This window comes from Acaryochloris marina S15 (assembly GCF_018336915.1).
Taxonomy (GTDB): domain Bacteria; phylum Cyanobacteriota; class Cyanobacteriia; order Thermosynechococcales; family Thermosynechococcaceae; genus Acaryochloris; species Acaryochloris marina_A.
Map to the genome: position 1 here is coordinate 5,702,451 of NZ_CP064923.1, position 21,866 is coordinate 5,724,316.

Below are 21,866 nucleotides of genomic sequence, written 5' to 3' on the forward strand. Positions count from 1 at the left end.
TCTGAAGTCTCTCCGTTGTCCACTTTCCTGAGATATGATAATGATTATCATTCTGTTGGATGCTCATGGTCCTTTCTCAACCTAAGTCTCAGGAGCCTACAGGCGATTCGTCTGTTAGCTCCACTGCTATCCGCTTTCGACCTCGGCGGTTACGGCGCACTGAAGCCATGCGGCGATTGGTGCGCGAAACTCAGCTAACCCTCGACGATCTGATCTATCCGGTGTTTGTACGAGAGGGAACGGAGCTTGAAGAGGAAATTCCATCCATGCCCGGGATTTATCGATACTCCCTGGATGTGTTGCTCAAGGAATTGGCAGAGGTGTCACAGCTAGGGATTAAAGCCATTGCCCTATTCCCCCTCATTCCTCCTGAGCAGAAAGATAATGCTGGCACAGAAAGTTATAACCCCGATGGTTTAGTGCCGCGCACCGTGAAAGCGATCAAGACCCAATTCCCTGAGCTGCTGGTTTTGACTGACGTGGCCCTTGACCCCTACAGCAGCGCCGGCCATGACGGGATTGTGCAAGATGGCATCATTCTCAACGATGAAACCGTAGACGTACTGGTTAAACAAGCCCTCTGTCAGGCAGAAGCGGGTGCTGATTTTGTCTGCCCTTCAGACATGATGGATGGTCGAGTGGGCGCGATGCGCCAAGCTTTGGATGCTGCCGGGTGGGACCAGGTGGGAATTTTAGCCTATTCCGCTAAGTATGCCTCGGCCTACTATGGCCCCTTTCGCGACGCCCTGGACTCCGCCCCCCAGTTTGGAGATAAGAAAACCTATCAAATGGACCCCGCTAATACCCGCGAAGCCCTCAAGGAAGTGGCTTTAGATGTAAGCGAAGGCGCAGATCTAGTGATGGTAAAACCCGCCCTCGCCTACCTGGATATTATTAGCCAGATTAAGCAAACCACCACGCTGCCTGTGGTCGCCTACAACGTCAGTGGTGAGTACGCCATGATTAAAGCCGCCGCAGAACGAGGTTGGATTGATGAGTCATCCATGGTGCTGGAAACGTTGACCAGCATGAAACGAGCGGGAGCCGATTTAATTTTGACCTATTTTGCCAAGCAGCTTGCCTCGGCCTGGCAGTCATAATTGCCCTGCTTTTGTCTTTTTCTCAATCAATAGGAATGTTGACATGACCCCTAACCCTTCTCGTCTCTCTCGGTTACAACAGTGCCAACTCTCCATCGCTTTGCTTTCGGCACTGGCTCTTGGTAGCTGTGCCTCGTCTCCCTCAGGGGAATCCAATTCTACCCAAGATGACTCGAAGCTCCAGGTAACAACGACCTTTTTGCCAATCACCAACTTTACAAAAGCTGTAGCAGGCGATCGTGCCCAAGTGACGCAGCTTTTACCCAACAATATTGGCCCCCACGACTACCAGGCCAAACCCGAGGATATCCAGAAGCTGGCCAAGGCCGACATTCTAGTCATGAATGGTCTAGAAATGGAAGCCTTTCTAGAGGACATGGTCAAAAATGCGGGCAATAGTGAGTTAGCCATGGTTGACTCCAGCGAAGGCGTTGCCGTTATTCCCAACGAAGAAGAGCATGGGGATGAACATAAAGGCGAGGACCATGCTGAGGACCACGAAGATGAAGACCATGGAGACGAAGACGAAGCGCATGCTGAAGACCATGAAGGTGAAGAGCATGCTGAGGGGGATGACCATGGAGACGAGGACCATGCTGAAGGCGAGGACCATGACGAGAAGAAAGACCATGCTGAAGGCGGCCATGAGCATGGCGAAAATAACCCCCACATTTGGCTGGATCCGAAGCGAGCCATTCAGCAGGTTGAAAATATTCGTGATGGTTTGATTAAAGCGGACCCTGATGGGAAGTCGACCTACGAAGCCAATGCCGCTGCCTATATTGATCAACTGAAAAAACTCGATACGGAGTTTACTGAGCAACTAAAGCCCTATGCGGGCAAAACCTTCGTCACCTATCACGATTTTGCAGACTACTTTGCCCGCAGCTATGGCTTAAAGGTGGAGTATCTAGTGGGCATTCCGGACGAGAATGCGTCACCCGAAGATGTAAAGCGAGTCATTAATGCAGCGAAATCCTCGAATCTAAAGACTCTATTGTCAGAGCCCCAAGCTTCAAGTAACCCATTTACAGCACTGGCTCAAGATCTAAAGGTGCAGGTGGGTACATTTGATCCCTTAGAAACTGGCGGAACAGATGCATTAGAGGCAGACTATTACTTATCAGCCATGCGGGCCAATCTTAAAAGTTTGACCACCGCCTTTGGCAGTCAGCCCCAGACATGGATGCCAGCGCAGCCCAAACAACGGACCGTCGCGACCTTGCCTCAGTGGGTTCAGGTTAAATTTTAGGAGGGTTAAGCTTGCGAGAGTCCATTCTGCAGGTTTCAGGACTAACGGTTGTCCGCGACAAACATGTTGCGGTAGAAGAGGTATCGTTTGTCGTGCAGGCAGGGACCAATGTCGCCATCGTTGGTCCTAATGGCGCGGGGAAGAGTAGCCTGATCCAGGCAATCTTGGGGGTACTGCCACGTCAAGTGGGACAGGTGGAGGTATTGGGTCATCACCTCAGTCCCCAAGGACGATTGCCTGCGAAGATTCGGGATGCGATCGCATATCTGCCGCAAAATTTTAGCTTCGATCGCCGGATTCCCATGACCGTCGAAGAAGTAGTGGGCTTAGGCTGGCATACCCTCGGCCTCCAATGGCCTTGGGCCGGGCACAGAGCGAGGCAAATTGCGGTTCGTCAAGCCCTCGCCCAGGTAGAAGCACTCCATTTGAAACGGAAACGAATTAGCGATCTATCGGGGGGCGAAACCAAACGAGTTCTGCTGGCCTATTGTCTGGTCAGGCCGCGTCGTCTGTTGATCTTAGATGAGGCTCCTGCGGGCCTAGATCTGCGGGCAGAAGCAGAATTCTACCAATTGCTGAACCAGCTCAAACAACAGCAAGGATGGGCCATTTTACAAGTTTCCCATGATCTAAATATGGTGCAGCGCCAGTGTGATCATGTGTTGTGTATTAACCGCCAGTTACTCTGCGAAGGGGTTCCTGAGATAGCCCTCTCCAAAGAAAGCTTAAGCACTGTCTATGGCCCCGAATTTGCCCGCTATCATCATTCCTGTGCGTTGTAAGTTTAGCGGCCCCATCCCATGTCTTTGACCAGCGAAATCACTCGAATTATCGACCTGTTTCAGTTTCCGTTTATGCAGCGGGCGGTAATCAGCGGCGTCCTGACTGGACTAGCAGGCGGGATGCTTGGCAGCTTCACGATTCTGCGACAACTCTCATTTTTTAGCGATGCTCTAGGGCACTCTACCCTGTTGGGTCTCAGCTTTGGAGTGCTATTGGGCTGGAACCCTACGGCAATTGTCCTCCCGTTTGCGGTCTTGTTTGCCTTGGGCGTGACCTATCTACTCGAACGAACACACCTATGGACCGATGCACTGCTAAATATTGTCTACTCGTCCTCCTTGGCCCTCGCTGTTATTGTTCTCAGCTTAACGGGGACCTATAAGGGAGGAATTCATCAACTGTTGTTTGGTGATATTTTAGCGGTGCACACGGCTGATTTAATTTTTTGTGGGGCATTACTGCTGGCCTGTGCTCTGTATATAGGGTTGACGTTTCGGACACAGATGCTGATCACCCTGAATGAACCCCTTGCGATCGCACGCGGTGTATCCATCTCATTCCATCGAACAACCTTTATTGTGCTCCTGGCTCTAGTCGTGGGAATTTCCATTAAAGCTATCGGAGTACTCTTGATTAGCGCTTTTGTCGTGATTCCAGCCTGTGCATCGCGATTACTCTGTCGCCAGTTTAGCCATCATGCGATCCTCTCGGCCTGCTTGGGAGCGATCAGTGCGGTCATGGGAATGCTGTTGTCAGCAGCGTTAAATTTACCGTCGGGACCCAGCATTGTCATGGCCCAATTAGGAATTTTTATGGGGGCGATGATTTACCCTCAACTCTATAAAGCCGTGGCTTAGTGCAGTTCAGTTGCCCCGCTGGCCCTTCATCTCTCCTGGATCACCCTAGTGGGACCGAGACTGGGTTGTGTCTATGGTCAATGTCCAAACAAGGCTCACCATGACAGGGATTAACTTCAATAAGTACATGCGAGAGAGAGGGAATATGACTGAGGAGGTTCTTGTAATACTCCGGTGCTTGTGGATAGTGGGTTACTAGGGAAACAGTTGCAGACAGATGCTGTTGGCTGACACGCCAGACATGCAGATCGACCACACAATTATCCGCATCGTCTTCAATGATGTGCAAAATATCCAGCTTGATATGTTGATCAATGCCACCATCCAGCAAGATTGAGCCTGTGTCACTCACCAAATGGTAGGCCCATTTAGTGATGACTCCGGCACCGACTAACCCCATTGCGGCATCTAGCCAGATCCAACCTAGAAACTTCCCGGCAAATAAGGCAATGATAGCCAAAACAGAGGTGAGGGCATCCGCTAAAACGTGAACATAGGCAGCCCGCAGATTGTGATCCGCATGATGAGAATGACCATGAGTCCCATGATGATGATCATAGCTGTGGCCGTGCTCACCTTGGAGTAACCAAGCACTCACTAAATTGACGATTAATCCAAGAATGGCCACTCCAATGGCCTCATTAAACTGAATAGCTTGGGGTTGAAAAAACCGACCGACTGATTCAAATGCCATAACAAACGCAATGACCGCCAGAGCAACAGCACTGGCAAACCCACCTAGTACACTGACTTTGCCGGTACCGAAGGTATATCTGTCATCATTTGCATGTTGGCGAGCATAGCGATACGCAAACACTGTGATACCAAATGCTGCTAGGTGAGTAGCCATATGCCAGCCATCTGCCAACAGGGCCATAGAGCCCAAAATAGTACCCGCTACAATCTCTGCAATCATCGTGGCTGCAGTTATAAGCATCACGATCTTGGTATTTTTCTCCGCTTGATTCTGATTAACCGAGAAGTCGTGAGAATGTTGCCAATGATCAAGGGTTTGAATATGCATTGAATCTCTACATCCTTGAGTTGAGGACTTTACCAGTCAGTATTCCTGAATTTTAAATACCCCTGAGAGATGGGGTGAGAGGAGGAAGTGATACAGCGCTCAATTGCGCCTCACAGAAGTTAGATTGTGAGTTGTATAAATGTTGAGGGTTTCAGCGGCAACGACTAAGGAAGCATCACCAAAGTCCATCGGTACATCTCTATATTGGGTCATTAGAGCTTCAACCTAATTCAACTGTTGATCTATTGAAGGGATATAGAACCAGCACTCTCCGCTGGCAGAACATCCAAAGGCTTGCTGAACTATGCCAGCCCACTCTCCAAGCCAGTCAATGGCTTCGGTAAAACAAAGCAAGGGCTGTTCTAAATCTGAGATTGTTTCTACACAGCGGCGATAATTCCTATCTTGCTGATTAATCAGAGCCATGAGAGGAGAGGGATAACGAGATAGTCCTAGGGGATTTGATCTCGGTTTCTCACCTGTTTACAGGGACCGTTCAATTACGATAGGCAGTATATTGTCCTCCCAAGCCTTTGACGATGGTTTCGGTGTTGGCGATCAACATGGTTTGATAGGTGCTGCCCCGGCTGTTTTCTTCTCCCAACGAATCCGCAAATAACTCAGTGGATGCGATTTGAACACCCGCTTCTTTAGCAACCGTTTGCATGAGTTTGGGGGTTTCACCGGATTCTACAAAAATGACCGGAACTTTGGCCGTTTTGATATCTTCCACTACATCTTTAACTCGGGCCGCAGCCGGTTTTTCTTCTGTACTGAATCCCTGTAATGCTCCTTCCAAAGTGAGTCCATAGGTGTTGGCGAAGTACGCTAAGGCTTCATGGGTGGTAAACAGTTTGCGCTGCTGCTCCGGGATAGTCTGAATTTGTGCCTGAATCCAAGTGTCTATTTTCCCTAATTCAGTGACCACTGCTTTTGAGTTTTGAGCATAGGTATCCGCTTGATCAGGGACAAGCTGAGTTAAACTTTCTTCCAACACTGTCACTATCTCAACACCTTGCTTAGGGCTATGCCACACATGAGGGTCAGGCGTTAGATCATCTTCTTGGGTATGTTCTTCATGTTTTTCATCATCATGATCTTCCTCTGCATGCCCGTGATCATCTTCTCCTGCATGGTCATCTTCGCCCTCATGGTCATCTTCTTCAGCACCATGATCATGGCTGGCACCCAATAGTGGCTTCGGAACTGCTTCTTCAGCTACTGCCACTTTGATCATGTCTGCTGAAGTAGCTTGGATCGCTTTTTCCAGATTGGGCTCTAGACCATACCCGTTATAGAGAACAAGTTGAGCCTGTTCTATGGCTTTGCGATCGCGTGATGAAAGCGCATAGGCATGGGGGTCTACTCCTGGTTTGATCAGACAGGTGAGGTCAATCGTTTGCTCAGCAATTTGTTGGGTTAGATCACACAGTACGGAACTAGTGGCGACAACTTTAGGGAGATTTGAAGAGTCTTTGGAGTCAGGGGCAGAAGAACCACAACTGGTACTGACCAAAGCCGTTACCACTAAGTAAATAGGCCATTTGAAAGAAGTGATCTTGGGATGAACCATGAAATTAAAGTGATAATGATACTCATTCCAATTCAGCATAGGTAGAGAGTTTCGAGTTGTCAATCGCGGCACAATGCCGCTAGAAACGCACTTCGAGAGAGTCTTAAAGGGGCTACCGCATAAATACTCCAACTCATCCATTAGTCGTATGCAGTAAACACTCGAAATCAATCAAGATCCGCAGGAAACGGGTGATCAACAAAAAAAGAGCTGACTGCAGGAAAAGATGCCCTGACAATCAGCTCTAAAGTGTGTGAGGTATGTGTGTTTAGCGTTTTGTTATCTCAGTTAGCGAATATGGGGGGCACCGTTAGGACCCCGCTTAACCACCTGTAGATTTTTTGGAGATTGAGCATTATTTTGGCGAATTTCTCTGGGTCGAGCAATCTGAGCCGCACCATGAGAACCACGAGTGATAATACTTGGAAATCCTTTGGCAGAGCTGCTAGGTCGAACTTGAGCATCTTGAGGAATGCGGTCTACTTTGACTTGGCGGGCTGCACCATGAGGGCCACGGGTAACAGTAATCGTTTCAGCAGTAGCAGGGGAAATAAAGCCCAGACCCAAGACGGTTAAACCAGCTAAGATAGCGACTTGATTATTGCGTGTCATATTTGTCTCTCCAACTTCAATGACTTCAATGTACGGGGAGTATCTGAAGCTGGAATGATGATTATCTGGGTGAGTTCCTGTAATTTGCTGAAGAGGCGATAAGGGATTTATGAGAAATCTGAGTGGTCTACTCAATCTCCCATAGTCCTGAATCACTTCACCAGGATGTCACTAATATCTCAGTAATCTTGCCGCGCTTTTGGGGATTGGAGTTGATAGCCCGAGACGCTTGAATCGAGTAAATATTGAACCCCTGGTAAAGATCGCGGATAAAAGGGCAATCCGAATTAGATAGCATCACCTGCACCCCTCGATTCACTAATTCAGTAAATACCTGAGCCAATTTTATTTGATCCTCCGCCGTAAATGCACCTTTTGAATAGGCCGTGAAATCGCTCGTAGCACTGATGGGGTGATAAGGCGGATCAAAATAGACAAAATCTTGGGCCGACTGAGCAACCTTCAAAATCGATTCAAAGGGCTGTTGACGGATCTGCACAGCTTGGAGAACTTCTGAAACAGCCTTAAGCAGAACGGTGTCACAAATTTTCGGTTTTTTATATCGTCCCATCGGCACATTGAATTGCCCTTTGGAATTCTCTCGATACAGGCCATTGAAACAGGTGCGATTGAGATAAATAAATCGAGCAGCACGCTCAGCTGGCGTGGGTGGACTAAGGGCACGAATTCGGTAGTAGTAGTCGTGGCCATGCTGGCAAGCATGGGTTTCTAGAGACTTCAGTACGTCATCAATCTGATCACGAACGCAAGTATAGACATTGACCAATTCAGGATTCACATCGGATAGGACCGCCTGCTCCGGCTGTAAATGGAAAAAGATGGCGCCCCCTCCCAAGAAAGGCTCATAGTAAGAGCCAAAGTGTTGAGGGAAATGAGGGGTGTACTGAGCGATTAATCGACCTTTTCCCCCAGCCCATTTGAGAAACGGACGGGCGGAAGATCGCGCTTGAGTCGGCAATGGGCTAGACATGAACAGGCAACCTCACAATATAGAAGGTTAAAGCTTTGGGTTAAGATCAGTCCTATGAATCCGAGAAATCAATAATATAGATCGACTCAATAACTATGGGTGACTTTTTTAAGAAACTCTCCTCGTATCCCAAACTCTTTTTGGCGATTGTCGTTGGGGTATTTTGGACTTTCATCAAGCCTCTGCAAGGGTTTACCAAGAATCCAGTCACTGGCATCGCTGCCCTGGGAATCATCGTCGGTGGCTTTGCTTTCCTCAGCTTCACTCTCAGTGCCATGATGGGGCTGACTCCATTAAACTAGGCGTTGGGGAGACAATATTAATCTATTAGCGGTTTCATCTCATTGAAGATGGAGGAGTAGAATCTGATGGCTACAGGACGACGGGTTTCTCGCGTTGCCGAACTGATCAAACGCGAAGTCAGCCTCATGCTGTTACATGGCATCAAGGATGATCGAGTTGGGTCCGGCATGATTAGCGTTACGGCGGTAGATCTATCGGGTGATCTTCAGCATGCCAAGATTTTTGTCAGTATTTACGGCACAGAAGAGGCCAGAGCAGAAACAATGGCTGGTCTAGAATCAGCCACGGGTTATGTTCGCAAACAACTGGGGCATCGCATCCACCTTCGCCGCACGCCAGAAGTCATTTTTTGCGAAGATCGTTCCTTTGAAGACGGCAATCAGGTGTTGTCGTTGCTCCATAAACTCGATCATGAGCGCCAGAGTAAACCCACTGACCCAACTGAAAAGCCTCCTGTGGGATCCGTCGAAGCTGATTTCTAATGGGATGAACTTTTGACTCATTTATTACCAGAGCCAGATTCCCTGTCTTTGCCAGAGCAAATTGCTCAAATGTTGGTCGTCCGAGCCTCCGGCTACCTATTCGATCATCAAATTCAATACCCCAGTTGGGAGCCCAAAGCGGACGTACTCCGCCATTGGCTAACAGACCTGGGAGTGGGTGGGGTGATTTTGCTGGGAGGCAGTGCAGGAGAGATTGCCTGTCGCTGTCAACAGTTGCAAGAGTGGGCTGCCATTCCCCTATTTATGGCAGCAGATATTGAGGAAGGCGTCGGACAACGCTTTTCTGGGGCAGCCTGGTTTCCACCGCCGTTAGCCCTATCAGGCATGGTTCAATCTGGAACTGCTATCGAGCAAGTTCAACAGTCTGCTCAGGCCATGGGGGCATGGACAGCACAAGAAGCCTTAGCCATCGGCTTAAATTGGGTGTTAGCGCCAGTAGTAGATGTCAATAACAATCCCCAAAATCCAGTCATTAATGTGCGGGCCTTTGGCGAAACACCAGAGCTGGTCAGTCAATTGGCAACAACGTTTATTCAAGGCGCGCAACCCTATCCCGTTTTGACAACAGCTAAGCATTTCCCTGGCCATGGTGATACAGCCACAGATTCCCACTTGGATTTACCGGTCATCCCCCATGATGTAAATCGGATTCGTAGTCTCGAATATCCGCCGTTTCAGGCTGCGATCGCAGCGAACGTGGATGGGGTAATGAGCGCTCATTTATTGATACCCGCTTTAGACCCGGAATATCCCGCTACCCTTTCTCCCAAAATTCTAACGGGGGAACTTCGGCAAGCTCTGGGATTTGATGGTCTGATTGTCACGGATGCTTTGGTGATGGGAGCAATTGCCAATCAATATGGAGACAATGAAGCAGCAGTGTTAGCAGTGGCTGCTGGAGCCGATATTTTGATGATGCCTGCGGATCCACCGGGTGCCATTTCTGCGGTGTGTGCAGCAGTGGAGCAGGGGCGCATTCCGTTAGAGCAAATTGAAGCATCAGTGGAGCGGATTTGGCGGGCGAAGCAGAAAATTACGAGCTATGAAGTGGAGGATACAAGCTATCAACATGCTTGGGAAACCCATACGCCTCTGCAGATCGACTTAGACCGATTGGGAACAACTGAGGCGATAGAGGCGACTGCCACAATTCTGCAGGGCTCGAATGTGGTGCAGGGACAGATCACTTCGGTGCCTGCTCATGCCCGCACGTTGATTATTGTGGATGATTTGTTGGATTGTGAGTTTCTGAGTCGTAAGGCTCCAGCAATTGATCTGCCTCGTAAGTTGGGCTATCAGGTGCAGATTGTGGATGGTAATACGCCTGAGATACTTTTAGATAAAGAGGCTCAGCCGACGTTTTTGCAACTGTTTATCAGGGGTAATCCGTTTAGAGGCAGCGCCCAGTTAAGTCGTAAGGCCGAAGCTTGGTTTGAGTTCTTGCTGAAATCTGGGCAGTTACAGGCCTTAGCCGTTTACGGCAGTCCCTATGCCTTAACTCAATTTCAAGCACAGCTTTCTGCTGAAATTCCCTATGGGTTTAGTTATGGGCAAATGCCTTTAGCACAAGAATCAGTTCTCAAAGAGCTTTTTGGTGAAATAGGGTAACTGTAGTGAATGCTGATCAAGCTCCATTCATCACAGTTTAAGCAATATCTATGGGTGGAGAAGGCTGTTGTTGTTTGAGTGCCTTCTGAACCAACTGTTGTAATTCTTGACGAGTAATTTCTTCTCCTGTATCCAAATCACCCGCCGTCTCCAAAAAGAGAATGCTATCCACAGGCTCCAACGCCAACAGCTGAAACAGCAACGGAATCACCGGCACTGGCAATGCTACCAAATCCGCTGACCGACTCGACCGAGTCGCATCTTGCAAATTAGCAAACCCATACACCACCGTTTTCTCCAGCCCTGGCTTTTGCCGATGCTGCAACGTCGTTAACTGCCAATTCCCCTGCAAATTTTGCAGAATATAGTACTGCTCAAACTTCAAATGCTGCTCCGCTAACTCTTTAAGCAACGGGGCAATAATTCGAATCGCAGCAGGCATCCCTCCCTCTTGTGGAGCCTCATCAATCAGTGTTTGCACCTGGGGCTGCAAATCCATGCTTATAACTTCGTCCCACATTCAGGGCAAAAGCTATTCGATGACGTATTTTTGGCCCCACAGCTACTGCAATAAATGAGCTCTGCCGCCTTTTCCAACTTTTTTTGATCCGGCAACCCTAGCATTTGAGCATTGCTCTTACCTGGAGCCACCATCGGATAGCAGTTTTCATCTCGTGTTACCTGAGCATCTAACAGGTAGGGACCGTCGAACGCCAACATCTCAGCAACTGCACTTTCCAAATCGTTGCGTTCTCTCAGGATTCCACCTTTAACGCCAAACGCCTCTGCCAATTTCTCAAAATTGGGCATCCCCGCTTCCATATTGGAATTGGAATAGCGCTCGCCAAAAAAGGCTTGCTGCCACTGGCGCACCATTCCCTGCCAGAAGTTGTTGATAATGACCGTTTTCACCTTGATGCCATACTGGGCCAGGGTAGCCAATTCCTGCAAATTCATCTGGAAACTGGCATCGCCACTAATACAGATGACTTGATCATTGGGTAAGGCTACCTGCACCCCCATTGCCGCAGGCAAACCATAGCCCATCGTTCCTAAGCCACCACTAGTAGCCCACTGTCGAGGACCATTTTGCAAAAACTGAGCCGCCCACATTTGATGTTGGCCCACATCTGTCGTGTAGTAGGCATGGGGAGCTTGCTTCCTCAGCTCAAAAATCACTTCTTGCGGAGATAACTTCTCTGCCGGTCTGGGTACGGTGAGCGGATAATCTCGCTGCCAACGCTCTACTCGCGATCGCCATTCTTGAGTCTGGACTGGATCAACAGGCGAAGCCTGTTTTGCCAACTTCAGCATTTCTATTAAGACTGGCTTCACACTTCCCACAATCGGGACGGTAGGGGGACGATTTTTGCCCACTTCTGCTGGGTCAATATCGATATGAACCACCTTCGCCCTAGAGGCAAATTCATCCAGTTTGCCTGTCACCCGATCATCAAAGCGGGCACCCACTGCAATCAGCAAGTCGCATTCACTCACGGCAAAATTGGCATAGGCCGTGCCATGCATTCCCAACATGCCGACAGACAATGGGTGGGTCTCATCAAAGGAGCCTTTCCCCATCAAAGTAGTCGTCACTGGAATTTGGAACCACTCTGCTAGCTCTTTCAGCTCCCCATGGGCACCTGACGAAATAGCCCCACCCCCCACGTATAAGAGAGGTGATTTAGCTGCTCGAATCAGTTCAAGGGCTTGTTTAATTTGGCGAGGGTTACCTTTGACCGTAGGGCGATAGCCTTTCAAGCTAACCGCCCCGGGCTGCACAGGGGTATAGTCAAATTCCTGCTGACCCACATCTTTGGGCACATCAATCAAGACGGGTCCCGGTCTGCCAGTTCCGGCAATATGGAAGGCTTCCGCCACGATCCGAGCCATATCAGCAGGATCCCGGACCACATAAGAATGCTTAACGATGGGGAGGGTAATCCCGAAGATATCGGTCTCTTGAAAGGCATCACTGCCAATCGCGGGTCGATTCACCTGTCCCGTAATCACCACCATCGGAATTGAATCCATATGGGCCGTAGCAATTCCAGTGACCAAGTTGGTCGCCCCCGGACCGGAGGTGCCAAAACACACGCCAACCTGTCCCGTTGCTCTGGCATAACCATCGGCAGCATGGGATGCCCCTTGCTCATGGCGAACCAAAATATGCTTCAGATCGCCACGCTGTTCGGCCTTATAGACCTCATCATAAATTGGCAAAATCGCACCACCAGGATAGCCAAAAATATGTTTGACGCCGTGATTTTTTAGACTATCGAGTAAAGCAAAAGCTCCGGTCGCACGCACAGGAGAACCTCACATTCAGATCCAATTGCAAAAAGAGTATTTATCGTCCGTTGAGAAGTGACAATTGTATAGATCTATATAGTTTAAGCGGAGTGACTTCAACCTGTCGAGAGAAATTGCAGAAGAGTTTACAACAAGAGACGTTAAATCACGTCCTGCAAGACTTTCCGGGTACTACGCCAAACCAAGAAACCCGCCACCACGACGGTGATCCCCATAGCAATCAACACTCGCCGCAGCCCTAAAACATCTGCCAAAATACCGGCAACTGCCAAAGGCACGCTTAAAGCAATATTAACCACATTGTTCTGGAATCCAAACACTTTACCCCGCATATCTGGCGGTGTCTTGACCTGAATCAGAGTCTGCATTGGCACCCCAATCATCGCGGCCCCTATCCCTAAGAACATGCTCAAGCTCAAGCTCAACGCAATACTGAGGTCAACCCCCAACCAGTCTTTATGGATAAACGAAAACAGCATCAGCACCACGCCCATGCTGATAAACCCAAATAGGGGCAAGGGTAAATGGTGAAATCGGTCTCCCCATTGGCCCAAGACACCCGCTCCAATCACCAGACCCACCCCAGCCGCTGCTAGCAAGAAGCCAAACTGGCTGGGTTTTTCAAAGCCCACTTTTTCTGCTAAACCAATCGATAGAACCGACAGAGCTGCAAAAACGCAATACAGCATCGTCAGCTGCACCATTGCATTACTAATCAACCGATTTTTACGCAGGTAGGCGAAACCCAATTTCAAGTCGCTAAAGGGGTGTAAGGCCACCGCTTCGTTATGCTTTTTCTCGCGCAAGGGCAGCATGATCCCCAGGACAATCGCCGACAGCACGTACAATCCGCCCACCAACAATTCCCGACCATTCACACCACCCCAATTTTGTGACCAGCTTAGCAGGGGATCTCCGACGGCAAAGCCAACGACTAAAGAGCCCATCATCGTCGTCGTAAATAGGGCATTCGCGGGCATTAGGTTACGTGGCTTTACCAATACCGGAATAGCCGCCTGCTCAGCTGGAGCAAAGAACTGGGTCAAGATCGATTCCAAAAACGCGACCGTTAGCAGCAGTGGAAAGAAGGGTAAAGACTTGGGCAACACGATAATGACTAAGGTCAACAAGCCCCGCATCAAGGTTGTGGTCCATAAAATCTGCTTCTTCGACCATCGATCGACAAAAATGCCCGCTGCAGATCCAAAGAACACTGCTGGCAGTGTATTGGCAATCATCACCGATGACCGCATGGAGTTCTCAATATTTTCTGGGGGTTGGTAGTCGCCTACCAAGGTAATTAGCAGTACAAAAAAAAACTTGTCCGCTAACTGTGAAATAATCTGTCCCGCCCACAGGACCACAAAGGCCCGATTATCCATCAGGGAACGAAATCCACCGTTAGAGGGTTGGGGGTCAGAAGTCTGCATAAATCCGCATGGTGATGTAATCGGTTGGACTGCGAGGGAAGGTACTCATAGACTGCCCAGTCCCAGGGCAAGACACAACTCAAGCAACCGCAATATTGTACTCAACTAGGGGGCTTTGCCGAAATTATCCTCTCAATCAAGGCCCTCAAGATAGTCCATAAATAGCACTAAACCCCTGACAAAGCAGGGGTTTATATTGTCAGACTTAGCAAACGTTATACGGTTTGAAAATCAGTTTGTTTCGCTTGACCGTTGGTGCTGGGATTACCCTGGCGAGGCTGAATCACCCCATATCCACCATGATTCCGTTCGTAAATTACATTCAGCTGACCCGTGTCTGCATTTTCAAACACGTAGAAATCATGGTCAACCAAGTCCAACTGTTCAAGGGCGTCATGAATCGACATGGGCGCAATAGCAAAGTATTTGCACCGCACCACTTCTTCGGGTAATTCCGGAGCGCGATCGCTGGTCAAATCCCCAATCAGTGGCTGCTCTTCTGTAATTTGGAGAGCAACAGCTTTTGAACGATTAGAACCTTTATTAGGCCCTTTCGTCTGCCGCTTCTCTTTGTACTTACGGAGCTGGCGAGCAATTTTGTCAGCGACCAGGTCAATGCTGGCGTATAGATTTTCTGAACTCTCTTCTGCCCGAATGACAGAACCATTTACAAATAGGGTAACTTCCGCTGTTTGCTTGGTCGTTATTCTAGGATTACGAGCAACCGACAAATGTACATCGATTTCTGTAGTTAAATTCTGATAATGACTGGCAGCCTTTTCGATCTTTTGGTGGACGTACTCACGAATTGCATCGGTGATCTCAATATTCTTGCCATGAATAACAAGCTTCATAGGGTTGCCTCCCCTAATGGTCAGTGTTAACCTCACCCTAACATTTTGTATTCTGCAAGGGGGGACTGTTCTGCTCTGTCTTCAACTTGCTTCGCATCCCGTGATAATTCTTAAATGCTGCCAACCTAGGATTACTGGAAAATACCCTTGATTTCATCACATCCATCGGTTATGGCGTCTGACTCATCTCTCCGTCCTTGTTGGCTGTACCAAATGGGTCTGGTGGACTACCAACAAGCTTGGGATTGGCAGCGGCAACTGGTGTGCGATCGCATTCACAATCCTCAACTTCCCGATACACTGATCCTGCTAGAGCATCCCCCCGTCTATACTCTCGGGCAAGGGGCCAGCCTAGACTTTCTCAAATTCAATCCTGAACAATCGGATCATGCTCTCCACCGCATCGAACGGGGCGGAGAAGTGACCTACCATTGTCCCGGACAGCTTGTGGGCTATCCCATCCTCAACCTCAAGCACCATCAACCCGATTTGCATTGGTATCTACGGCAGCTAGAAGAAGTGATTATCCGCACTCTAGATATCTATGGATTGGCAGCAGAGCGAATTCCTGGGTTGACTGGGGTGTGGCTAAACAATTGCAAAGTCGCAGCCATCGGCATTAAAGTCAGTCGCTGGATTACCATGCATGGCTTTTCCCTCAATATCAACCCTGATTTGTCTGGCTTTGACCAAATTATTCCTTGCGGCATCCAAAATCGGGCCGTCGGCAGCTTAACTCAATTTATTCCCAATCTCGACAGTGCAGAGGTTACTGCAACCTTACTCCATCAGTTTGCCCAAGTGTTTGATATTGCTCTAGTACCAGAGGGTCCTGTGCCCTTCTCTAGTCATGCTCCATCCTCCAATTAATCAGTCATGATAGAAAGGCAGCTTCCTTCTCCAGCAATGCCCTTATCTATGGCCCCTAGCTCCACCTCTCAAACTGACGATCACTTTTTGATTACCTTTGCCCCTCTCAGCCTCGAAGACCTCTATCGCCACGCCGATCATCCTCATAACGGAGCCATTGTAGTGATGAGCGGTACTGTCCGTGATCAAACAGACGGCCAAGAGGTGCTCTCCCTTGAGTATCAAGCCTATGAACCCATGGCTCTCAAAGTCTTCCAAACCATCGCCACTGAGATTCGCCAGCGCTGGCCAGAGGTCAACCGGATTGCCATTCACCACCGCACTGGCCATCTAAAAATTAGCGAGATTAGTGTCCTCGTAGCAATTGGCTGTCCTCACCGATCTGAAGCCTTTTCCGCCTGTCAGTACGCCATTGATACCCTCAAACACAATGCTCCCATTTGGAAAAAAGAACACTGGGCCGATGGCTCTAGTAGTTGGGTCAATATTGGGGCCTGTGAACAAGAAAAGCCTTAGTTCCCTTGCATTTGCTCTTTTAAAGACTCTAATGCAGCCCAACGTCGGTCAACAGGCTGCTCAATTTTTTCTGCCTCTTCTAGCAAGCCTTCACAATTCTGATCGCAAAGCTGTCGATGGGGAAGTTGCAGACTGAGCTGCTGATACAGCCAGTCTTCAGGACTAAAATCTCCCTGGGGAAATAGAATTTCCACGGGGTCATCGAGAGTAACTTCAATTTCTAAGCCAGGCTCAGCTTCTGGCACTTCTGCTGAAAGCCAAATCATCTCTGAGGCATCCACAGCCAACCGATGATTATATTGCTGCAAACAGCGATCGCAGTTCAGGGTCACAATCGTTTTCGCTTGCGTGCTCACCTGCAGGTAATTTCCCTGGTGAACTAGGGTGACATGCCCCTGCACAGCCGTTAAGGAAGTGAGTTCTGATAAAAACTCATCAACCTCTAAAACAATCGTCTGCCGGGGAGCATTTTCTATATCTGGGATGTAAACCTTGTCCATCGCGAGAAACCTTTCTCCATCCCTTGTCTACTTAATCTTCTTCAGCAGACTCACCTGTCGCCAACATCACCACCAAACGGCGATCTGGCTCTTGACCACGACTAACCGTCTCTAAGTCTGACTCATCAAACAACATCGTATGGACTAATCGCCGTTCCGCTGAATTAATGGGAGGCAGGACGTACTCTTGCTCTGTTTCTCGAACAGATTGAGCAGCCTGAATAGCCAATTGACTCAACTCTTCATAGCGCTTAACCCGAACATCCGCCATCTCAATCGTATAGGCAGTCCGATCTTCCTTATCCTTACCCAGATTGAGCGTGGAGTTGATCAAATATTGAATCGCATCTAACATCCGACCATCATGACCAATCAGTAAGTCAACCTGTTCAGGGGACAAGCCACTATCATCAATGGTGAGCCAGAAACCACCAAAATCCTTAAATTTGGTTTGGGCAATATCCGGCTTATCACTACTGACAGGGGTCTCAATTCCCAAATGGCCTAGCAAATGGGACAACCATTCTTGTCCTTGCTGAACATTCGACTCACTCATGGGCATTAACTCGATGCTTTCTTTTTAGAATACTCAGGTTCAAAGGGAAGTGCACCCCGCTCACCATCTTCAGCCACCACTTTCGATGCTCGCTCTTCTTTAGCCTTTTTTCTCTCCTGCTCATCCACAATTTTTTGGAGGTTCTCAGGCAAAGGCTCTTTTGACAAGAAATAGCTTTGAACGGTCTGAAAAATGTTGGCTAGCAGCATGTACAACAGTACACCTGCGGGCAAGGGAAAGAATAAAAACATGCCCGAAAACATCACCGGCATGTACTTAGTCATCGCCTGTTGCTGGGACCCAGAATCATCATTCCCTCCCTGTCCTGACAATAACTGGTTGACGTATAAAGACACGCCAAAGCCGATCACCATCAGTAAAATATCCCAATGGATCGCATTCGCATTAAACTGAGCACCGTCGTCTGTAGTGGTAAAGATTTCGCCTTCGACTGCACCCACCCGGCCTAGAGCTTTAATAAATAAGAATCCTTTTTCTGCAGCAATGCCGGTCAAGGTACCTTGAATAGTGACATCACCAGGCTGTAGGGCAATAATATGGCCGTTTTCGTCAATACTTACTCGATCCTCACCCTTTGTCACGGTCCAGGTGGGAATGATATTGCCAGCTTCAGACTCAGGAATAATATCTTGAAGCGGCTTACCGCCAATCGTCTGAAATTGAAAATCAGTGGACTGCCCAACCCCTAACTCTTTACCGGAAGGCAGAATACCAACCACTGGATAGTGAGTTTGCTCAGCGACAAAAATATTCTGCGACTTTGTGGTGAACGTCTCAGGCTGAACTTCTGCAATCTTATCTTGGGGGAGAATTTTTAAGTTCGCAGTGTAGTTAACGTTGGCAAAGGGCGATCCTCTCAGGGTTGCAAACAACGCAAATAGAATCGGCATTTGGATTAACAGCGGAAAACATCCGGCCAGGGGATTACCAAACTCTTTAAACAGCTTGGTTTGCTCCTCTTGCAGCTTAGCTGGATCGTCTTTGTATCGTTCTTGTAGCTCTTTTTGGCGCTTTTGCATCACAGGCTGTGAGACCTTCATTCGCCGCATGTTGCGAATTTGGCCCGCACTTACCGGATACAAAACAGAACGAATCACCAACGTTAGGGCAACGATGGCTAATCCATAACTAGGCACGACCCCGTAGAAAAAATCCAGGATCGGCAACATAATGTTGTCCGAGATAAATCCAATAAAGTTCATTCGTGTATAGCTGACCTAAGGACGGAAATTAGCAAAATACAGAGTTGACTGAGCCTCTCACTGTTTTCAGAACATTGAAGAGCATCTACTCTTTAACAAGCATGATTTTACGGGTAACGCATACTGTGAGCAAATAGCCAGCCAATCCCAACATTATTTTAAGATTGAACACAAACTGAGACAATCCTTTCCATCATACTCATCTGAGCAACAAATGTTGAATTCTCAGGTTGCCCAACCCAAATTCTTAAGATGCAGAACCACTCACAACAGTGGATTTTGCCTGAGACTTCGCTTCCACTTTTTCTTCAATATAAGCAGCAATATCTCTGAATTTCGGCAAAGATTTCAATTCGATGCGGCTACCATCGTTTAAAATAATCAGCATGTCTCCCCAAAAGCCTAACCCTCTGGGGATCACAGACACTTCAGAAATTTCTGAATAGACCACATCTGTCCGGGTACGACCAAACCAGCCACCATTGACTGTTACACGCCGACTGGTAATCCGAAATCGTAGCCAAAGCGCTCTGACCAGAGCACCAATTGTCAGCGGAATAAAAAATATAGTTAAAGCTAAAACAGAATTTAAAAGTAAATCACCAATATGAGGTCCTCCTTCGTAGTAGACCTCTTCTTTAATACCCATTTAGGATCTCCGCGTCTGCAAATAACTGTCTTAATTGTTGCAGAAATTGAAAGTAATCGCACTGAACGGCAGCTGTCCGAACAACGATTACCACATCCCAACCTGGCTGTAATTCAGGCAGAAGCTGGTGACACGCCGCTCTTAGCTGCCGCTTGATTCGATTACGAACAACGGCTCGTTTACTCACTTTTTGGCTAATCGAAAACCCAATTCGAATCGGGATTTTTGTTGCATTCACTCCAGAGCGATGGGTTCTTAAAACCAAGTATTTAGTGCTTTGGCGGCTACCTTTACGGTACACAGCACCAAAATCTCGGTTTTTTTTCAAGCGATGCGGGGTTGCTAACATTCAGCCTGAGTCATCAGCATGGGTTTAAAACGTTTAGGCGGCCTTAAACTCACTGACTTTGCTCTACACGGATAAACGCTTACGGCCTTTGCGTCGTCGAGATCCAATTACATTTTGGCCACTCTGAGAGCGCATCCGAGCTCTAAATCCAGACGTTCTTTTGCGCTTGCGGCAGGTTCCGCCCAAGGTTCGTTTAGTCATAATTTATTCAGTCAAAAGATTTTACAAGGTCAAGGCATTTAGGTCGAGCGTTTGACCCAGAATCCATAGTTTACAATCTTATCACCCACTCTTGCCAGACCCGATGAAACCCCTTACGCTCAATGTTGCTCAGCTTGCTGTCGAGGTAATCCATGGAAACTTCTCTTGAAACTCTTTGGAGCCAAGTTTTGGAGCGTTTGCAGCTGCAGCTCAGCCGCCCCACTTTCGAAACCTGGATTAAAACCGCCAGTGCTGAACAGCTAGACGAGCATCGCCTGGTGATTCGCACTCCCAACCCGTTTGCCCGGAATTGGTTGCAAAAGTACTATGTCAAAACCATTCGAGATGTAGTCCATGAGATTTTAGGTCATCCCGTCGAAATTCAAATTGAAATTGCCCAGGGGGATTCCAGCGCCACGATTTCTGCTCCTGAGGTTGCCTCTCCACTCCCCGCCTCTAGCCCTGCTGAAAAAACCAACAGCTCCCAACGAAAACAAGCCAGTCTCAATCCAAAATATGTGTTTTCTCGCTATGTGGTAGGCCCCAATAATCGCATGGCCCATGCGGCCTGTTTAGCAGTTGCCGAATCTCCAGGGCGAGAATTTAACCCCCTGTTTCTCTGTGGTGGCGTTGGCTTGGGAAAAACTCACCTGATGCAAGCGATCGGCCACTACCGACTGGAGATTTCTCCCAACTCACGCATTTTCTACATCTCCACTGAACAATTTACGAATGACTTGATTGCCGCCATTCGCAAAGATGGCATGCAAAAGTTTCGAGAACATTACCGTGCTGTGGATGTGATGTTAGTCGATGACATTCAATTTATTGAAGGCAAAGAATACACCCAAGAAGAGTTTTTTCATACCTTCAATACCCTGCATGAGGCGGGTAAACAAGTCGTTTTGGCCTCTGATCGTCCCCCAAGTCAAATTCCAAGATTACAAGAGCGACTCTGCTCACGATTTTCGATGGGCTTGATTGCGGATATTCAGCCCCCTGACTTAGAAACTCGAATGGCAATTCTGCAGAAGAAAGCAGAATATGAAAATATCCGCCTCCCTAGAGAAGTCATTGAATATATTGCCTCTAGCTACACTTCCAACATTCGAGAATTAGAAGGTGCTCTGATCAGAGCGGTAGCCTACATTTCTATTTCTGGACTTCCCATGAATGTGGAAAACATCGCTCCAGTTCTAAACCCACCCACTGCAAAAATCTCAGCTTCGCCAGAAAGCATCATTAATGCTGTCGCTGATACTTATGGGATCTCTATTGATGATCTCAAAGGCAATTCCCGCCGCCGAGAAATTAGCCTGGCTCGACAAATTGGGATGTACTTAATGCGTCAACATACAGACCTCAGCCTGCCTAAAATTGGCGATGAATTCGGTGGCAAAGACCACACCACCGTCATGTATAGCTGTGACAAAATTTCAGACCTACAAAAAAAGAATCCAGAACTCTCACAGTCACTACGGCAGTTAGGCGATCGGATTAAGCTTGCCAATCAACCCTAAGGCTAGCCCATCAAGATGATGGCTTCTGCCATAGGGAAAGGTCAGAGTGCGTCGATCCAGATATGTTGAACCCTGGCAACATCTTGTTATGTGTAAGAAAACCGCACTATAGATTTTGCACAATATCTATGGATTATTAACGTACTCCTAACCCCTTGATATCCAATTTTCTTCAGTGCTCCCAATCATTCCATCAAAGCTTTACTGAATAAGGATTATAGGAAAATAAACACAAAATATTAAATCTTTTATTAAGAATTCTAAACCTCCAATTCACCC

The 21,866-nt window shown here is 48.1% G+C and carries 25 protein-coding genes; 10 read left to right on the plus strand and 15 right to left on the minus strand.

Going from position 1 to position 21,866, the window contains the following annotated elements:
- The first annotated feature begins 65 nt into the window (after positions 1-65).
- From hemB to I1H34_RS26115, 4 genes are read left to right on the plus strand one after another with little or no spacing between them, the layout of a single operon-like run.
- Entirely contained in the window at positions 66-1,100 is a 1,035-nt protein-coding gene (gene hemB / locus I1H34_RS26100; RefSeq protein WP_212663746.1) for a porphobilinogen synthase, read from the plus strand.
- A gap of 43 nt (positions 1,101-1,143) precedes the next feature.
- Entirely contained in the window at positions 1,144-2,352 is a 1,209-nt protein-coding gene (locus I1H34_RS26105; protein ID WP_212663747.1) for a metal ABC transporter solute-binding protein, Zn/Mn family, read from the plus strand.
- A gap of 11 nt (positions 2,353-2,363) precedes the next feature.
- Entirely contained in the window at positions 2,364-3,134 is a 771-nt protein-coding gene (locus I1H34_RS26110; protein ID WP_212663748.1) for a metal ABC transporter ATP-binding protein, read from the plus strand.
- 18 nt (positions 3,135-3,152) lie between these two features.
- A complete protein-coding gene (locus I1H34_RS26115) occupies positions 3,153-3,992 on the plus strand; it encodes a metal ABC transporter permease (RefSeq protein WP_212663749.1) in 840 nt (279 codons plus the stop codon).
- 40 nt (positions 3,993-4,032) lie between these two features.
- On the opposite strand, the gene dmeF is transcribed toward I1H34_RS26115, so the two are convergent.
- The 5 genes from dmeF to I1H34_RS26140 form a co-directional block, all read right to left on the minus strand.
- Positions 4,033-5,016: a CDF family Co(II)/Ni(II) efflux transporter DmeF gene (gene dmeF / locus I1H34_RS26120; RefSeq protein ID WP_212663750.1), complete on the minus strand. Its 984-nt coding sequence runs from the start codon at positions 5,014-5,016 to the stop codon at positions 4,033-4,035.
- 225 nt (positions 5,017-5,241) lie between these two features.
- On the minus strand, positions 5,242-5,442 hold the full coding sequence (locus I1H34_RS26125; RefSeq protein ID WP_212663751.1) for a hypothetical protein: 201 nt from the start codon (positions 5,440-5,442) through the stop codon (positions 5,242-5,244).
- Between the two features lie 70 nt (positions 5,443-5,512).
- On the minus strand, positions 5,513-6,628 hold the full coding sequence (locus I1H34_RS26130) for a metal ABC transporter solute-binding protein, Zn/Mn family (RefSeq protein WP_249369661.1): 1,116 nt from the start codon (positions 6,626-6,628) through the stop codon (positions 5,513-5,515).
- Between the two features lie 249 nt (positions 6,629-6,877).
- Positions 6,878-7,201, minus strand: coding sequence for a hypothetical protein (locus I1H34_RS26135; protein ID WP_212663752.1), 324 nt, complete (start codon positions 7,199-7,201; stop codon positions 6,878-6,880).
- A gap of 157 nt (positions 7,202-7,358) precedes the next feature.
- Positions 7,359-8,192, minus strand: a complete 834-nt coding sequence (locus tag I1H34_RS26140; RefSeq protein ID WP_212663753.1) for a DNA adenine methylase — start codon at positions 8,190-8,192, stop codon at positions 7,359-7,361.
- Between the two features lie 95 nt (positions 8,193-8,287).
- On the opposite strand from I1H34_RS26140, the gene I1H34_RS26145 reads away from it, so the two are divergent.
- The 3 genes from I1H34_RS26145 (at position 8,288) to I1H34_RS26155 (ending at position 10,606) form a co-directional block, all read left to right on the plus strand.
- Complete coding sequence (locus I1H34_RS26145) at positions 8,288-8,494, plus strand: DUF751 family protein (RefSeq protein ID WP_212663754.1); 207 nt, start codon at positions 8,288-8,290, stop codon at positions 8,492-8,494.
- Positions 8,495-8,560: 66 nt separating this feature from the next.
- On the plus strand, positions 8,561-8,977 hold the full coding sequence (gene rbfA, locus I1H34_RS26150; protein WP_212663755.1) for a 30S ribosome-binding factor RbfA: 417 nt from the start codon (positions 8,561-8,563) through the stop codon (positions 8,975-8,977).
- 12 nt (positions 8,978-8,989) lie between these two features.
- On the plus strand, positions 8,990-10,606 hold the full coding sequence (locus I1H34_RS26155) for a glycoside hydrolase family 3 N-terminal domain-containing protein (RefSeq protein ID WP_212663756.1): 1,617 nt from the start codon (positions 8,990-8,992) through the stop codon (positions 10,604-10,606).
- Positions 10,607-10,643: 37 nt separating this feature from the next.
- Here I1H34_RS26155 and I1H34_RS26160 read toward each other — a convergent pair whose 3' ends face one another.
- From I1H34_RS26160 to hpf, 4 genes are all read right to left on the minus strand, one after another.
- A complete protein-coding gene (locus tag I1H34_RS26160) occupies positions 10,644-11,105 on the minus strand; it encodes a hypothetical protein (RefSeq protein WP_212663757.1) in 462 nt (153 codons plus the stop codon).
- A 2-nt stretch (positions 11,106-11,107) separates the two neighbouring features.
- A complete protein-coding gene (gene ilvB / locus I1H34_RS26165; RefSeq protein ID WP_212663758.1) occupies positions 11,108-12,916 on the minus strand; it encodes a biosynthetic-type acetolactate synthase large subunit in 1,809 nt (602 codons plus the stop codon).
- 143 nt (positions 12,917-13,059) lie between these two features.
- Complete coding sequence (locus tag I1H34_RS26170; protein WP_212663759.1) at positions 13,060-14,349, minus strand: MFS transporter; 1,290 nt, start codon at positions 14,347-14,349, stop codon at positions 13,060-13,062.
- Between the two features lie 215 nt (positions 14,350-14,564).
- Positions 14,565-15,203 (minus strand): ribosome hibernation-promoting factor, HPF/YfiA family, encoded by a 639-nt coding sequence (gene hpf, locus I1H34_RS26175; RefSeq protein WP_212663760.1) that lies wholly within the window; start codon positions 15,201-15,203, stop codon positions 14,565-14,567.
- Positions 15,204-15,374: 171 nt separating this feature from the next.
- Between hpf and lipB the strand changes: the two genes are divergently transcribed.
- Both lipB and I1H34_RS26185 read left to right on the plus strand, forming a co-directional pair.
- Positions 15,375-16,073 carry a lipoyl(octanoyl) transferase LipB gene (gene lipB / locus I1H34_RS26180; RefSeq protein WP_249369663.1) on the plus strand — a complete coding sequence of 233 codons (699 nt, stop codon included), beginning with the start codon at positions 15,375-15,377 and terminating at the stop codon, positions 16,071-16,073.
- A 36-nt stretch (positions 16,074-16,109) separates the two neighbouring features.
- The gene (locus I1H34_RS26185; RefSeq protein ID WP_235110858.1) at positions 16,110-16,589 is read left to right on the plus strand and encodes a molybdenum cofactor biosynthesis protein MoaE; all 480 of its coding nucleotides are present in this window, start codon (positions 16,110-16,112) and stop codon (positions 16,587-16,589) included.
- Here I1H34_RS26185 and I1H34_RS26190 read toward each other — a convergent pair.
- The 6 genes from I1H34_RS26190 to rpmH form a co-directional block, all read right to left on the minus strand.
- On the minus strand, positions 16,586-17,089 hold the full coding sequence (locus I1H34_RS26190; protein ID WP_212663763.1) for a YceD family protein: 504 nt from the start codon (positions 17,087-17,089) through the stop codon (positions 16,586-16,588). The two genes, I1H34_RS26185 and I1H34_RS26190, sit on opposite strands and share 4 nt — an antisense overlap.
- A gap of 31 nt (positions 17,090-17,120) precedes the next feature.
- Complete coding sequence (locus I1H34_RS26195) at positions 17,121-17,645, minus strand: Jag family protein (protein ID WP_212663764.1); 525 nt, start codon at positions 17,643-17,645, stop codon at positions 17,121-17,123.
- A gap of 5 nt (positions 17,646-17,650) precedes the next feature.
- Positions 17,651-18,868: a membrane protein insertase YidC gene (gene yidC, locus I1H34_RS26200; RefSeq protein ID WP_212663765.1), complete on the minus strand. Its 1,218-nt coding sequence runs from the start codon at positions 18,866-18,868 to the stop codon at positions 17,651-17,653.
- Positions 18,869-19,115: 247 nt separating this feature from the next.
- Positions 19,116-19,517, minus strand: a complete 402-nt coding sequence (locus I1H34_RS26205; protein WP_212663766.1) for a PH domain-containing protein — start codon at positions 19,515-19,517, stop codon at positions 19,116-19,118.
- Positions 19,507-19,866, minus strand: coding sequence for a ribonuclease P protein component (gene rnpA / locus I1H34_RS26210; RefSeq protein WP_212663767.1), 360 nt, complete (start codon positions 19,864-19,866; stop codon positions 19,507-19,509). Before rnpA ends, I1H34_RS26205 begins: the two co-directional genes overlap by 11 nt.
- Positions 19,867-19,929: 63 nt before the next feature.
- The gene (gene rpmH, locus I1H34_RS26215; RefSeq protein WP_212663768.1) at positions 19,930-20,067 is read right to left on the minus strand and encodes a 50S ribosomal protein L34; all 138 of its coding nucleotides are present in this window, start codon (positions 20,065-20,067) and stop codon (positions 19,930-19,932) included.
- A 152-nt stretch (positions 20,068-20,219) separates the two neighbouring features.
- Between rpmH and dnaA the strand changes: the two genes are divergently transcribed.
- Complete coding sequence (gene dnaA / locus I1H34_RS26220) at positions 20,220-21,587, plus strand: chromosomal replication initiator protein DnaA (protein ID WP_212663769.1); 1,368 nt, start codon at positions 20,220-20,222, stop codon at positions 21,585-21,587.
- The last annotated feature ends 279 nt before the right edge of the window (positions 21,588-21,866 follow it).